This window comes from Streptomyces sp. NPDC090127 (assembly GCF_044746945.1).
Classification (GTDB): Bacteria; Actinomycetota; Actinomycetes; order Streptomycetales; family Streptomycetaceae; genus Streptomyces.
Genome location: NZ_JBIVDE010000007.1, coordinates 289,935 through 303,622, shown reverse-complemented (window position 1 = coordinate 303,622; position 13,688 = coordinate 289,935). Strand labels below are relative to the sequence as shown.

10 protein-coding genes and 1 tRNA gene are annotated in these 13,688 nt (G+C 72.9%); 5 read left to right on the top strand and 6 right to left on the bottom strand.

Translation table 11 applies throughout. From position 1 onward, the window contains the following. Window positions 1–89: 89 nt before the first annotated feature. On the top strand, window positions 90–2,297 hold the full coding sequence (locus ACIPPS_RS26025) for an elongation factor G-like protein EF-G2 (protein ID WP_401436517.1): 2,208 nt from the start codon (window positions 90–92) through the stop codon (window positions 2,295–2,297). A gap of 266 nt (window positions 2,298–2,563) precedes the next feature. Further along, the gene (locus ACIPPS_RS26020) at window positions 2,564–4,222 is read left to right on the top strand and encodes a hypothetical protein (protein ID WP_401436514.1); all 1,659 of its coding nucleotides are present in this window, start codon (window positions 2,564–2,566) and stop codon (window positions 4,220–4,222) included. A gap of 77 nt (window positions 4,223–4,299) precedes the next feature. On the opposite strand, the gene ACIPPS_RS26015 is transcribed toward ACIPPS_RS26020, so the two are convergent. Then, complete coding sequence (locus tag ACIPPS_RS26015; RefSeq protein WP_401436511.1) at window positions 4,300–4,872, bottom strand: HIT family protein; 573 nt, start codon at window positions 4,870–4,872, stop codon at window positions 4,300–4,302. Between the two features lie 66 nt (window positions 4,873–4,938). On the opposite strand from ACIPPS_RS26015, the gene ACIPPS_RS26010 reads away from it, so the two are divergent. Continuing rightward, the gene (locus ACIPPS_RS26010; RefSeq protein ID WP_401436509.1) at window positions 4,939–5,616 is read left to right on the top strand and encodes a potassium channel family protein; all 678 of its coding nucleotides are present in this window, start codon (window positions 4,939–4,941) and stop codon (window positions 5,614–5,616) included. A 17-nt stretch (window positions 5,617–5,633) separates the two neighbouring features. On the opposite strand, the gene thrS is transcribed toward ACIPPS_RS26010, so the two are convergent. The 3 genes from thrS to ACIPPS_RS25995 form a co-directional block, all read right to left on the bottom strand. After that, window positions 5,634–7,610 carry a threonine--tRNA ligase gene (gene thrS, locus ACIPPS_RS26005; RefSeq protein WP_401436507.1) on the bottom strand — a complete coding sequence of 659 codons (1,977 nt, stop codon included), beginning with the start codon at window positions 7,608–7,610 and terminating at the stop codon, window positions 5,634–5,636. Between the two features lie 203 nt (window positions 7,611–7,813). Further along, complete coding sequence (locus tag ACIPPS_RS26000) at window positions 7,814–9,085, bottom strand: hypothetical protein (RefSeq protein WP_401436505.1); 1,272 nt, start codon at window positions 9,083–9,085, stop codon at window positions 7,814–7,816. After that, entirely contained in the window at window positions 9,085–9,651 is a 567-nt protein-coding gene (locus tag ACIPPS_RS25995; protein WP_401436502.1) for a DUF4365 domain-containing protein, read from the bottom strand. The genes ACIPPS_RS26000 and ACIPPS_RS25995 overlap by 1 nt, the downstream gene beginning before the upstream one ends. A gap of 120 nt (window positions 9,652–9,771) precedes the next feature. On the opposite strand from ACIPPS_RS25995, the gene ACIPPS_RS25990 reads away from it, so the two are divergent. Further along, window positions 9,772–10,497 carry a 3'-5' exonuclease gene (locus ACIPPS_RS25990; protein WP_401436500.1) on the top strand — a complete coding sequence of 242 codons (726 nt, stop codon included), beginning with the start codon at window positions 9,772–9,774 and terminating at the stop codon, window positions 10,495–10,497. 63 nt (window positions 10,498–10,560) lie between these two features. Here the strand turns inward: ACIPPS_RS25990 and ACIPPS_RS25985 are convergent. After that, window positions 10,561–10,632 (bottom strand) — tRNA-Val (locus ACIPPS_RS25985). A 39-nt stretch (window positions 10,633–10,671) separates the two neighbouring features. Continuing rightward, a complete protein-coding gene (locus ACIPPS_RS25980) occupies window positions 10,672–11,118 on the bottom strand; it encodes an SRPBCC family protein (RefSeq protein ID WP_401436497.1) in 447 nt (148 codons plus the stop codon). Between the two features lie 83 nt (window positions 11,119–11,201). Between ACIPPS_RS25980 and ACIPPS_RS25975 the strand changes: the two genes are divergently transcribed. After that, a complete protein-coding gene (locus ACIPPS_RS25975) occupies window positions 11,202–13,655 on the top strand; it encodes an SCO7613 C-terminal domain-containing membrane protein (protein WP_401436496.1) in 2,454 nt (817 codons plus the stop codon). Window positions 13,656–13,688 lie beyond the last annotated feature (33 nt).

Below are 13,688 nucleotides of genomic sequence, written 5' to 3'. Positions count from 1 at the left end.
ACCTTCGGAGCTTGCCCAGCGTCTCCCCCCGCGCCCGCGCCCCGCCTCACCGTGCGAGCGAGCGGTGCAAGCGATCGGGAGGACCCATCATGGGCGACAAGGCGAACGCACACTCCGGGGCCGCCGGCAGGGCTCCGACGGCCGACCGGCCCTCGGACGTACGGAACGTGGTACTGGTCGGCCACAGCGGATCGGGAAAGACGACCCTCGTCGAGGCGCTGGCGCTGACCGCGGGGGCGGTCAACCGGGCCGGCCGGGTCGAGGACGGCGGAACGCTCTCCGACCACGACGAGATCGAGCACCGCCAGCAACGTTCCGTACAGCTCTCGCTCGTCCCGCTCGAATGGGGCGGGTGCAAGATCAACCTCCTCGACACCCCCGGGTACGCCGACTTCGTCGGGGAGCTGAGGGCCGGTCTGCGCGCGGCGGACGCGGCCCTCTTCGTCGTCTCGGCCGCCCAGGAGGCCGAGGCGATCGCCGGTTCGACCCGCATGGTGTGGGAGGAGTGCGCGGCCGTCGGCATGCCCCGCGCCATCGTCGTGACGCACCTGGACACCGCCCGCACCGGCTACGACGAGCTGACCTCGGTCTGCTCCTCCGTCCTCGGCGGGGACGACCCGGACGCCGTCCTCCCGCTCTATCTGCCGCTGTACGGGACCGAGGCGCCGGACGGGCACGCGCCGACGACCGGTCTGGTCGGGCTGCTCTCGGAGCGGATCTTCGACTACTCCACGGGCGTACGGCAGGAGGGCTTGCCGGACGACAGCCAGCGGCCGCTGATCGGCGAGGCCCGCAACCGGCTCATCGAGGGGATCATCGCCGAGAGCGAGGACGAGACCCTCATGGACCGCTATCTCGGCGGCGAGGACATCGACATCGCGTCCCTGATCGACGACCTGGAGAAGGCCGTCGCCCGGGGCACCTTCCATCCGGTGCTCGCCGCGGCGCCCGCGTCGGACGGGGGAAAGCAGGGGCTCGGCACCGTCGAGCTGCTCGAACTGATCACCGGCGGGTTCCCGACGCCGCTGGAGCGCGAGGCCCCGGCGGTGACCACACCGGACGGCGTCCCGCGGCCCGCGCTCACCTGCGACCCGGAAGGGCCGCTCGTCGCCGAGGTCGTCAAGACCGCATCCGACCCGTACGTCGGCCGGATCTCGCTGGTCCGGGTCTTCTCCGGCACCCTGCGACCGGACGAGACCGTCCATGTCTCCGGTCACGGCCTTGCCGACCGGGGCCACGAGGACCACGACGTCGACGAACGGGTCGGGGCGCTGACCTCGCCCTTCGGCAAGCAGCAGCGCCAGCTGGGCCGGTGCATCGCCGGCGACCTGGCGTGCGTGGCCAAGCTGGGGCGCGCGGAGACCGGCGACACGATCTCCGGCAAGGACGATCCGCTTCTCATGGAGCCCTGGACGATGCCCGACCCGCTGCTGCCGCTCGCGATCGAGGCGCACAGCAAGGCCGACGAGGACCGGCTCTCGCAGGGTCTCGCCCGGCTGGTCGCCGAGGACCCGACCATGCGGCTCGAACAGAACCAGGACACCCGTCAGGTCGTCCTGTGGTGCCTGGGCGAGGCGCACATGGACGTGGCGCTGGAGCGGCTGCGCAGCCGGTACGGGGTGCAGGTCGACGCCGTACCGCACCGGGTGGCACTCCGGGAGACCTTCGGCGGGCCGTCGGCGGGACGGGGCCGGCACGTCAAACAGTCCGGTGGCCACGGCCAGTACGCGATCTGCGAGATCGACGTGGAGCCGCTGCCGACGGGGAGCGGGATCGAGTTCGTCGACAAGGTGGTGGGCGGGGCTGTTCCGCGCCAGTTCATCCCGTCCGTCGAGAAGGGCGTCCGGGCGCAGGCCGCGCGCGGGGTCGCCGCCGGTCATCCGCTGGTCGACGTGCGGATCACGCTGCGGGACGGCAAGGCCCACTCGGTCGACTCCTCCGACGCGGCCTTCCAGACCGCGGGCGCCCTGGCGTTGCGGGAGGCGGCGGCCGAGGCGAGCATCCGGCTCCTGGAGCCGGTCGCCGAGGTGCGGGTCCTCGTCCCCGACGAGTACGTGGGTCCGGTGATGAGCGACCTGTCCGGACGGCGCGGCCGGGTCGTCGGCACCGAACAGGCGGGGCCGGGACGGACGTTGGTGCGTGCGGAGGTCCCCGAGATCGAGATCGGCCGGTACGCGATCGACCTCCGACAGGTCTCGCACGGCACCGGCCGCTTCGACCGCTCGTACGCCCGGCACGAGCCGATGCCGCCCCACCTCACGGAGAGGATCCGCGAACAGGCCGGGCACGGCGCCTAGCCGACCGCCCGGACCGGCCCGGCGGTGCCCCGACCGCCCGGACCGGCCCGGCGGTGCCCCGACCGTCTCGGAGCTCCGGACCGTCCCGATGCCGATGACCGGATGCCGCCGTCCAACTCCCCTCCGGTGGGCGGCATTCGGCCGACTCGTGACGCACCCGCCGGTACCCGGCTACGCTGTGGTGCCCAGCTCAGCAGGTGTGCGGGGCGCGGTAGTCGGGAACAGGCCGCAGAGGAAGACGCGGTGAACCACGCGGGCACGCGGCGATGGGGGCATCAGTGACGATCGGCAGTTTCGGACCCGGGGCGCAGATTCCGCTGCAGGGCTCGGACGGACAGACGGCGGCGACCCATGCCCTGGCCTCCGCCGCGTACCGCGACAGTCCGGTGGCGGCGATCCTGGACGCCAACAACGACTGGCACAAGTCCAAGGTCACCGACGGCAAGTGGGCCAGGCTCTTCCGTCCCGACCTCGGCGAGGCCTTCTCGCGCGCGGTCCAGGTGCGGATGCTCGGCGGGGCCCGCAAGGCGCTCATCCAGTCCTTCGGCACCGACCCGCAGCCCGTGGTCGAGCACTGTCTGGCCGCCACCGGCATCCGCAAGCAGCGGGACGTCAGGCTGACCCTGGTCACCTTCGTCTTCGGCGTCCTGTTCCTGCCCGGACTGCTGCTCTGGCTCGGCGTGATCCAGCTGCGCCGCATGGTCGCCGGCTCGGAGAACAAGCGCACCAGCGCGCTGGGCACGGTGATCCTGCTGGTCGCCGCCCTGATCGCGGTGGGTTTCATGATCAAGCTGCCGTTCGGCGGCTTCCTCGGGATCTATCTCCGGGCCATGATCGTCGCCCCGGTCCTCGGCTGGTTCCTCGCCAAGCGGATCTGCGAGTCCACGGCCAGGGACCTGCGGGAACGCTGGACCGCGCTGCTGAGCGGCGGCGGCATCGGCGCCAAGATCCCCGAGGCCGTCCCCGGGGACCCGACCGAGAAGGCCGCCGAGGAGCTCCGGCAGAACCTGGAGAAGCTCTCCGCCGAGCAGCAGTCCAACATCGTCTTCTACGCGGGCCCCAAGGGAATACTGGGCATGGGCACCCGCTGGGGCAGCTGGACGCTGGCCGAGGAGCTCATCCCCAAGGACGGGCGCGAGATCCACGACTTCCGCGCCTGGGACGTCGTACGGAAGATCCACGACCAGCTGACCCTGCTGGAGCGGGGCTCCCTGAAGACCGGCTTCCCCAAGCCGACCGTCAAGCACTGGATCGTCTCCCCGGTCGGCGAGGGCGCCGACGAGGTCGCCCGGCCCGACGGCGACAACATCGTGCACTTCCAGGTCAAGCCGCACGAGATACAGCGCATCTGCAACGACCAGCAGTTCGGCGCGGGCAACCGGCACTACCTCGGCGTGCAGTTCACGCTCTGGGACGGGCAGCTCGTCCTGACGATGATGATCACGGTGACCTCGTTGCACCACACGCTGCGCGTGGAGGTGACCGGTCACGCGCTCGGCCCGGTCCACTCGCTCTTCACCTCGAAGCCGGCGGCGAAGACCAAGGACGTCTCCAAGACCGTCAAGTTCTGGGAGACCCGGACGGTCCAGCTGCCGCTCCTGGAGACGGACGAGATCGTCCGCAAGGCGGTCCGGGCCCCGCTGACCTGGTTCCCGTCGATCCTGGACTTCCTCGGCGGCAAGCTGGTCCTGCCCGAGCCGTTCGGCCTGCGGCACGCCTGGGCCGCGCAGCCCTGGCGGCACCGCTTCATGGCCGACGACGCGATCCGCGCCGCGACGCCCGTGATGCGCGCGGTCCACGCGGCGACCATCGCGGTGCTCGACGACCACGGCGTGGACACGGAGCGCTTCACCAACCGCTCGCTGATCCTGAGCGGAGCGGTCCAGGACCCGGGCACGAAGAAGGCCGACGTCTACGACGCGTAGGCACCGAGCCCCTCGGTCTCCGGAGGCCCCCCGTTCTCCGGAGGCCGGCGCCTCCGGATGCCAGGCGGTGCGGGCCCCTAGGCCAGTTCGGACGTGGCCGGCCAGGCGGCGGCGAGCATCGCGCGGGTGTCCGCGAGCAGCTGCGGCAGCACCTTGGTGTGCCCGACGACCGGCATGAAGTTGGTGTCGCCGCCCCACCGGGGCACGACGTGCTGGTGCAGGTGGGCGGCGATTCCGGCGCCCGCCACCGCGCCCTGGTTCATGCCGATGTTGAAGCCGTGCGCGCCGGACGCGGACCGCAGCGCGATCATCGCCCGCTTGGTGAACTCACCGAGCTCGGCGGTCTCCGCCGCGTCCAGCTCCGTGTAGTCGGCGACGTGGCGGTAGGGGACCACCATCAGGTGACCGCCGTTGTACGGGTAGAGGTTGAGCACGGCGTACACCTGCTCACCCCGCGCTATGACGAGCCCGTCCTCGTCCGACTTCGACGGAATCACGCAGAACGGACAGCCGTCCTCGGCCCCTGGCCCGGTCGGCTTGTTCTCCCCCTGGATGTACGCCATCCGGTGAGGCGTCCACAGGCGCTGGAACGCGTCCTGCGTCCCGACTCCGATCTGCTGCTCCGGCTCAATCGTCATGCTGTGCAGCATATGGCTTCGCCCGTTCGGAACGTGTCGCCGGGGCGTTGCCCGCCCGGACCCGGAGATGCTGATCGGATGAACGAGAGCCCGGAGAAACAGGCGCGCTGGGACCGCCGCATGGAGGCACCGCTCGCGGTGGCTTCCCTGCTCTACCTGACCGGGTACGCGGTGCGGGTACTGGCCCACGGTCTCGACCAGGTCTGGCTGGACCTCTGCCTGGCGGTGACGCTCGCGGCGTGGGGCGTCTTCGTCCTCGACTACGCGGTACGGCTGCGGCTCAGCGGTCTCGGCCCGCTGCGCTTCGTCCGCGCGCACGTCCTGGGCACGGTGGTCCTGCTGCTGCCGCTGCTGCGGCCGCTGCAGATGGTGAAGATCTACGAGAAGATCCAGCGCCGCCGCGACAAGCCGCGGCTCACCCTCTACGCCCGCGTCATGGCCTACTCCAGTCTCACCGTCGCCCTGCTCGGCTTCGCCGGCGCGCTCGCCGTCTACCAGCGCGAGCGCGGGGCCCCGGGCGCGACCATCCGTACGTTCGGCGACGCGCTCTGGTGGGCCGCCGAGACGCTGACGACGGTGGGGTACGGGGACGTGACCCCGGTGACGCCGGTCGGCCGGATCATCGCGGTGGGCATGATGGCGTGCGGGGTCGCGCTGCTGGGGGCGGTGACGGGTTCGTTCTCGTCCTGGCTGATCCAGACGTTCACGCGGGAGGACGAGAAGAGGCCCCCGGGGAACTACCCGGGGGCCTCCTGAGCTCGGCGCCGTCCAGGTCAGACCTGGACACGCTCCTCGACGACCTTGGCGATCTTGCCGATGGCCTCGTCGACGGGGATGCCGTTCTCCTGCGAACCGTCGCGGTAGCGGAAGGAGACGGCGCCGTTGGCCATGTCCTCGTCGCCCGCGATGATCATGAACGGGACCTTCTGCTTCTGCGCGTTGCGGATCTTCTTCTGCATCCGGTCCGAGGACGCGTCCACGTCGACCCGCAGCCCCCGCTTCTTCGCCTTGGCGGCGAACTCCTGGAGGTACGGGATGTGGGCGTCGCCGATCGGGATGCCGGTCGCCTGGACCGGGGCCAGCCACGGCGGCATGGCGCCCGCGTAGTGCTCCAGGAGGACGGCGAAGAAGCGCTCGATGGAGCCGAACAGCGCGCGGTGGATCATGACCGGACGCTGCTTGGTGCCGTCGGGGCCGGTGTACTCCAGGTCGAAGCGCTCGGGCAGGTTGAAGTCCAGCTGCACGGTCGACATCTGCCAGGTACGGCCGATGGCGTCGCGGGCCTGCACGGAGATCTTCGGGCCGTAGAACGCGGCGCCGCCCGGGTCGGGGGTGAGCGGGAGGCCCTGCTTCTCGGCGACCTGCTGGAGGACCGCGGTGGCCTCCTCCCACGCCTCGTCCGAGCCGACGAACTTCTCCGGGTCCTTGGTGGACAGCTCCAGGTAGAAGTCGGTCAGGCCGTAGTCGCGCAGCAGGTTGAGGACGAAGGTGAGGGTCTTGTCCAGCTCCTCCGCCATCTGCTCGCGGGTGCAGTAGATGTGCGCGTCGTCCTGGGTGAAGCCGCGGGCGCGGGTCAGGCCGTGCACGACGCCGGACTTCTCGTACCGGTACACGGTGCCGAACTCGAAGAGGCGCAGCGGCAGTTCACGGTACGAACGCCCGCGCGCGTCGAAGATCAGGTTGTGCATCGGGCAGTTCATGGGCTTGAGGTAGTAGTCCACGCCCTCGTCGAGCTGCATGGGGGGGTACATGCCCTCGGCGTACCAGTCGAGGTGGCCCGACTTCTCGAACAGCTTGCCCTTGGTGGCGTGCGGCGAGTATACGAACTCGTAGCCCTCCTCCTCGTGGCGCTTGCGCGAGTAGTCCTCCATGACCCGGCGGATGATGCCGCCCTTGGGGTGGAAGACGGCGAGGCCGGAGCCGATCTCGTCCGGGACGGAGAAGAGGTCCAGCTCGTTGCCGAGCTTGCGGTGGTCGCGCTTCTCGGCCTCGGCCAGGAAGTCGAGGTGGGCCTTCAGCTCGTCCTTCGACGGCCAGGCGGTGCCGTAGATGCGCTGGAGCATCGGGTTCTTCTCGCTGCCGCGCCAGTAGGCGGCGGCGTTGCGCATCAGCTTGAACGCCGGGATGTTCCGGGTGGTGGGCAGGTGCGGGCCTCGGCAGAGGTCCTTCCAGCACAGCTCGCCGGTCTTGGCGTCCAGGTTGTCGTAGATGGTCAGCTCGCCGCCGCCGACCTCGACGTTCGCGCCGTCGTCGGTCGACGCGGAGCCCTTGATGCCGATGAGCTCCAGCTTGTACGGCTCGTCGGCGAGCTCCTCGCGGGCGGCCTCGTCGGTGACCACGCGGCGGGAGAAGCGCTGACCCCGCTTCTGGATCTCCTGCATCTTCTTCTCGACGGCCTTGAGGTCCTCGGGGGTGAACGGCTTCTCGACGTCGAAGTCGTAGTAGAAGCCGTCCCGGACCGGCGGGCCGATGCCGAGCTTGGCCTCGGGGAAGAGCTCCTGCACGGCCTGGGCCATGACGTGCGCGGTGGAGTGGCGCAGGATGTCGAGGCCGTCCGGGGAGGAGATCTCGACGGGCTCGACGACGTCGCCCTCGGCGACGACGTAGGTGAGGTCCTTCAGCTCGCCGCCGACGCGGGCGGCGATCACGGACCGGTCGTCGGCGAACAGCGCGCCGGCGGTGCTGCCCGCGCTCACCGCCCGATCCTCGGCTCCTGAGGCGGACTGGACGGTCACACGGACATCAGACACGGGTGCTCTTTCCTTTGGGGCGCAGGCAGACACGAGGTGCCGGCGCCGGCGACGCGCGGCAGAGACGAGGTGCCGCGTCGCCCCCGATGGTACGGGCTCGGCCCGCCTCGGTGCGCTCCGGTTTCGTCCGCACAGCTCGCCGAGGGGTGCCCTGTGGATCACGTCAGCCATGATCCACAGGGCACCGGGCGGCCCCCCGGCGGTCACTCCCCCGGGCCGCAGGCCTCCTCGAAGAAGTCCAGGTTCTCGTGGAGCGACTTCATCAGCCGGTCCCGCTCCGCCTCGTCGACCTGGACCGGTACGACCCCGGTGGCATCGGTCAGCCGTCGGAAGCCGCCCCGGCTCTCCAGCCGGCCCACCACCCGGATCGGCAGCCCGACCAGGTGCGCGTGGCCGGCCGTACGGTACGACTCCTCGTCCAGGGTCACCCGGACGTGCGGCACCTCCGCCCCGCCCAGCACCCGCAGCCGTACGGTCCCCTCGCCGCGCGGGCCCGAGCGGCGCATCCGGACCACGGCGCCGGTGATCCGTACCGGTACGGACGGCTCGTCGGTCAGATAACGGGCACCGGCCTCGCGCAGGGCCGGCAGATCGCCCGCCGAGAACTCGACCGGCTCGGGCCGGGCGGCGCACCCCGCGGGCGTCCCGGCGGCGGGGGCCCACTCCAGCGCGATCCTGGCGCCCTCGGTGCCCCGCACCAGGGCGACGAGCGCCTCGGTCAGCTCACGGCTCACCCCCGCCTCCACGGCGGCGTCGAAGGCCTCCATCCCGCCCGTCGCCCGCTGGTAGTCGGCGGCCTCCCGCGCCGCGTACAGCGCGTGGTACAGCCGTACGGCGATCGCCCGGCCCTGCGCGACGGGCACGAACGCGGTCAGGCCCTGGCCGCCCGGCGCCGCCCCCACGACCACCGCCTCCAGGGACGCCTGTGCCTGGCGGCGGTGCCGGGCGCCGTAGTACCCGGCCCGGCCGCGCACGGCCAGCGCCCCGGCGAGCAGCAGCTGCCGGGCGGCCGACCTGAGTTGTTCCTGGACGGTCCACGGCACGGTGCCCGCGGGTCCCGGCGGTACGTCGCGCCACCAGCGGATCTCGTCGCTGGGCACGGTCAGCCCGACGAGGACCTCCCTGGCGGAGGGCGCGGCGCTGTGGGCGAGGGCGGCGAGCGCCTCGCCGAGCAGGTCCTCGCAGTCCGGGAACGCGCGGCTCTCGGGGACGAGGAGGCTGGTGGAGCCGGACGAGGCGCCCGTGCCGGGAGGTGTCCAGCGGCTGTAGCGGCCCGCGGCCCCGCCGCGTCGCCGCCAGCCGTGCCGGGCGAGCAGCGCGCCGAGGACCAGCGGGTCGACGCGTCCCGGGTCGGGCGAGCCCCCCGCGTCGGCCCAGGGGCCGCCGGGGAGTTCGCCGGGGGCGGGGTGGGGGCGGAACGGTGGCAGAGCCGGGCCGTGGCCCCCGCCCTCCGGTTCGCCGATCGGCCGGTGCATCACGGTCTCCCTCCCACGCCGACCCGGGTCATGATCTCGCACAGTGCCCGGTCGTCGAAGACGCGTGCCGTCGGTATGCGCACGGTCGTCCGCCGCCGCCCCGTCACCGGGTGGCCGGCCAGGTTGATCCAGTAGCAGCAGTGCCGCAGGTCCAGTCGGTCGTGCCCGGCCCGCAGCCAGTCGTCCCGGTCGCGCGGCACGATCATCACGACCAGGATCTTGTGCACCGAGACCGGGGTCCGCGCCAGCTTCACCAGATGGTCGTTGTCCAGGGTGAAGGAGAACGCGGGACCGGGTGGCCTCGGCGGTATCTGATAGGTGGCCTTCAGCTGCACCTTGATGGTCACTTCGTCGTCGACGGTGTGGCCCGGAGCGCTGTGGCTGACGTGCCAGTCGATGCCGTTGTCCGGAAACGGCTGCGACAGCGAACAGCCCGCCGCCGCCGCGACCGCATGCAGATATCCGACCTGGAGTGTCTCCATGCAGGCGGTGGTGGCGAGTGAGCCGCGCAGCATTGCTGCCCGCTGAGGCGGCAGCCCTCCCGATTCGGGCTGGGCGATCGCCATGTCAATTCCCTTCCCCGTCATCTGTGTTGTCACCGGTCCGCGTACGGGGCAAACAGCCCGGGTATCACCGATTCGGGCAGGGGGATCGCCATCTGCCGCACATGTGCGAGGAGTTCGGGGATGACGCACTGGTATGAAGGGCCCCTGGCCGCATTCGACACGGAAACCACGGGAGTTGACGTCGAGCAGGACCGGATCGTCTCGGCCGCGCTCGTCGTCCAGGACACGGCCGGCGGGCGTCCGCGGGTCACGCGCTGGCTGGTCAACCCCGGGATTCCGGTGCCCCCTGCGGCCACGGTGGTCCACGGACTGACGGACAATCATCTACGACGCAACGGGCGCTGGCCGGCGCCCGTCATGGAGGAACTGGGGCGCGCGCTGGCCGATCAGTGCGCGGCGGGCCGGCCGCTGGTGGTGATGAACGCGCCCTTCGATCTGACGATCCTGGACCGCGAGCTGCGCCGCCACCGCGCCTCCTCCCTGGGCCGTTATCTGGAGAACTCACCGCTGTGCGTGCTGGATCCGCGGGTGCTCGACAAGCATCTGGACCGCTATCGCAAGGGCCGCCGGACGCTGACGGACCTGTGTGCGCAGTACGGCGTGGAGCTGGACGACGCGCACGACGCGGCGGCGGACGCGACGGCGGCGCTGGATGTCGTACGGGCGGTGGCGCGGCGGTTCGCGTCCCGGCTGGAGCGGCTGTCACCGGCGGAGCTGCACACCCTGCAGGCGGTGTGGCACGCGGCGCAGGCGCGCGGCCTGCAGGCGTGGTTCACGCGGAACGGGACGCCGGAGATGGTGGATCCGGCGTGGCCGCTCCGGCCGGAGATGCGGACGGCGGCGTGAGGCGTGGAGCGCCCCTGACATGCGGAAGGCCGGTCCGTCTCGCGACGGACCGGCCTGTCCCGGTGGGCGATACTGGGATCGAACCAGTGACCCCTTCGGTGTGAACGAAGTGCTCTCCCGCTGAGCTAATCGCCCGGGAACGGGTTGAACCATACAGGTTTCCGCGCGCTCGGTTCAAACCGCGCGCAGGTGCGCCGCGAGGCCCCGTCGGCCCGCGCGCATCATCAGGGCGTGGTTGGCGCGGAAGACGGGCCGCCCCGGGACCGCGAGCCGGCGCATCAGGGGGCTGGTCACCTCGACCTCCTGCTCGTACACCGCGCGGGTCCCGCGGCCGCGTGCGGTCAGCGTCCAGCGGGCCCAGCCCTCCAGATCGCCGCCGAGCGCGATCTCCAGGACGTGGGCGGCCGGGTCCCGTCGCTGGGCCCGGACGGTCACGAGGAGGTCGTACGGGAGGAGCGAGCGGAACCGCGCGGTGCCGCTGACGTCGTCGACCGGGACGACCTCGCGGACCTGGGGCCACCAGCGCGGGTACTCCTCGGCGCGTTCGAGCACCGCGAAGACCTCGTCGGGCGGCGCGGCCAACTGCCAGACGCTGCGGAAGCGGTAGCGGGACCAGTCCATGCCCCCAGTGTGTACGTACTCAGTCGCGGATCTGAGTACCCGGGCGCATGGTTCCGGGGTGTGGCCGGGAGCACACTCCGGGCATGAACTCTCCCCTGCCACCCGCCGACGAACTGGTGCTCGTCGATCGCGAGCTGGCGCACCTCGACGCCCGCAGGTCACAGCTGCTGGCCCGCCGTGCCTGGCTGCTGCGGATCCTGCAGGCGCCGTCGGCGCCGACGGCGGCTCCGACGCCGCCACGACCCGGGAGCGGGCCGGTCGCCGACTCGACCCCGCGCAGCGCGCAGAACGTGCTGCTCACGCTCGGCGGGGTGCTGCTGACGATCGCGGCCCTCGCGTTCACGCTGGTGAGCTGGGGGTCGATGGGGATCGGCGGCCGTGCGGCCGTGCTCGGCGTGGTGACCTCCGCGGCCCTGGCGGCGCCGGTGGTGCTGCTGCGCCGCGGGCTCGGCTCGACAGCGGAGGCGGTCGCGGCCCTGTCCATGGTGCTGATGGTCCTGGACGCGTACGCGCTGCACCGGGTGGCGCTGCCGGAGACCGACGGGCTCGCCTTCACAGCGGTGGCCTCGGCGGTGCTGGCGGGCGCGTGGACGGCGTACGGGACGGCGCTCGGCCGGCTGCGGATCCCGCTGCCGGTGGCGGTGGTGACGGCTCAACTCCCCCTGCCTCTCGGGGTCCTGGCCGCCGACGGCGGTCCCCTCGCGCTGGCCTGGGCGGCGCTGGCGACGGCGGTCGCGGATCTGGCGGTGGTGCTGTGGGCGAAGCCGGCGGCGGTCCGGGGCACGGCGGCGGTGACGGCCGGTGTCCTGGGCGGCTGGGCGCTGTTCACCGGCGGCGCGCTGTCCGTCTCCTCCCCGCTCCCGGCCGGTGGGCTGCTGCTCGCCTGCGCGGCGGTGGCCCTGTCCGTGGCGTGGCGGGCGGCCCGGGCTGCGGTGGCCGCGTCGGTGGTGGCGGGTCTGGCACTGGTCGCGGCGGCGGGCGGCGTACTGCGCGCCCTGCTGCCGGGCGACTGGGAGGTGCCGGGGTACGTGCTGTGCGCGGTGGCCCTGGCGGGCGTCCTGCGGTCGTCGGCGCCGCAGGCGGTGCGCACGGGCCTGGCCGGTGCGGGCGCCGGGGTGCTCGCGCTGGGCGTGACATGGGCGCTTCCGCCGGTGGCGGCCGGCCTGCTGGCGCCCCTGGCGCGGACGACCCCGGTCTGGTCGGGCGCGCACGCGGACCCGGTCCTCCCCACGTACCCGGCGACCGCCCCGCTCGTCCTGCTCGTCGCGGCGGCGGCCTTGGTGACCGTGGCCCGCCCGTGGTCGCGGTGCGCCGCCCTCCTCCTGGCCTGGGCCACTGCGACGGCCCTTCCCGTCGCCCTGTCCCTGTCGCACACCACGACGCTCGTCCTCCAGCTGGTGACCGCCGCGGCCACCCTGCTGCCGGCCACGCGCGCGCAGATGCTGACGCGTGGCCTCGACGGGGCCGTCGAGGCAGGCGGTACCGAGCAGAAGGCCACTCCCGGTTCACCGTGGCCCGGGTGGGGGCCGGGCGCCGCCCCAGGGACCGTGTCCCGGCCGTTGCCGCCGCGCGAGGTGCTCGGGTGGAGCGCGTTCGGGTGCGGAAGCGCCACCGCGTCGAGCGCCATCGCTCTGGCCCTTGACACGCGCGCGGCCACGTTCGGCGTGCTCGGCGTGGTGCTCGGGCTCTTCCTCGCGGTGGCGTTCCTCGCGGAGGGCGCGCGCCGGATCGTGGCCGCGTGCGCGGCCGTCGCCGTCACGGCCGGGCTCGTCGGCGCCGGGGCGGCGGCCGCCGGATTCGGGGACGGTCCCACGGCGCTGGCCCTGCTCCTGGTCCCCGCGGCCACCGCCGGGGTCGGTGCGCGGCTGCGCCGGGACGCCGTCGCGCTGGCCGTGGAGATCACCGGTGCGGCCGTGGGGCTGCTCGCGCTCGTCACGGCGGCCGTGGCCGGCCCCGCGGTCCTCGCGCTCACCCTGGCCCTGGCCGGTGTGCTCGCCGCCGCGACGGCCGTCCGGCCCGAGCGCCGCCGGTTCGCCTCGTGGACGGCGGGTGCGCTCTTCCTCCTGGCGACCTGGGTGCGGCTGGCCGCCTGGGACGTCACGACCCCGGAGGCGTACACCCTGCCCGTCACGGTCCCCGCGCTGGCCGTCGGGGTGCTGAGGCGGCGCCGCGACCCGGAGGCGTCGTCCTGGGTGGCCTACGGCCCCGGTCTCGCGGCCACCCTCGTACCGAGCCTGCTGGCCGCCTGGGTGGACCCGGACTGGCCGCGCCCGCTGCTCCTCGGCGTCGCCGCGCTCGCGGTGACGCTCCTGGGGGCCCGGTTCCGGCTGCAGGCGCTGCTGGTGCTCGGCGGCGCGGTTTTGGCCCTGGACGCCCTGCACGAGCTGGCCCCGTACGTCGTCCAGGCCGTCGGCGCCCTCCCCCGCTGGCTGCCGCCGGCGCTGGCCGGTCTGCTCCTGCTCGCGGTCGGCGCGACGTACGAGCAACGGCTGCGGGACGCCCGGCGGCTCCGGGAGCGGCTCGGCCGGATGCGGTGACCCCGGCCGGGGTACGCCGAAGGCCCGGAGACT

Bases quoted from the DNA above. Each gene is read 5' to 3' on its own strand.
- ACIPPS_RS26010 (WP_401436509.1), top strand. From the start codon at position 4,939: ATGAACGAGAGCCCGGAGAAACAGGCGCGCTGGGACCGCCGCATGGAG.
- ACIPPS_RS25975 (WP_401436496.1), top strand. From the start codon at position 11,202: ATGAACTCTCCCCTGCCACCCGCCGACGAACTGGTGCTCGTCGATCGC.
- ACIPPS_RS26020 (WP_401436514.1), top strand. From the start codon at position 2,564: ATGGGGGCATCAGTGACGATCGGCAGTTTCGGACCCGGGGCGCAGATT.
- ACIPPS_RS26015 (WP_401436511.1), bottom strand. From the start codon at position 4,872: ATGCTGCACAGCATGACGATTGAGCCGGAGCAGCAGATCGGAGTCGGG.
- ACIPPS_RS26025 (WP_401436517.1), top strand. From the start codon at position 90: ATGGGCGACAAGGCGAACGCACACTCCGGGGCCGCCGGCAGGGCTCCG.
- ACIPPS_RS25980 (WP_401436497.1), bottom strand. From the start codon at position 11,118: ATGGACTGGTCCCGCTACCGCTTCCGCAGCGTCTGGCAGTTGGCCGCG.
- ACIPPS_RS25990 (WP_401436500.1), top strand. From the start codon at position 9,772: ATGACGCACTGGTATGAAGGGCCCCTGGCCGCATTCGACACGGAAACC.
- ACIPPS_RS25995 (WP_401436502.1), bottom strand. From the start codon at position 9,651: ATGGCGATCGCCCAGCCCGAATCGGGAGGGCTGCCGCCTCAGCGGGCA.
- ACIPPS_RS26000 (WP_401436505.1), bottom strand. From the start codon at position 9,085: ATGCACCGGCCGATCGGCGAACCGGAGGGCGGGGGCCACGGCCCGGCT.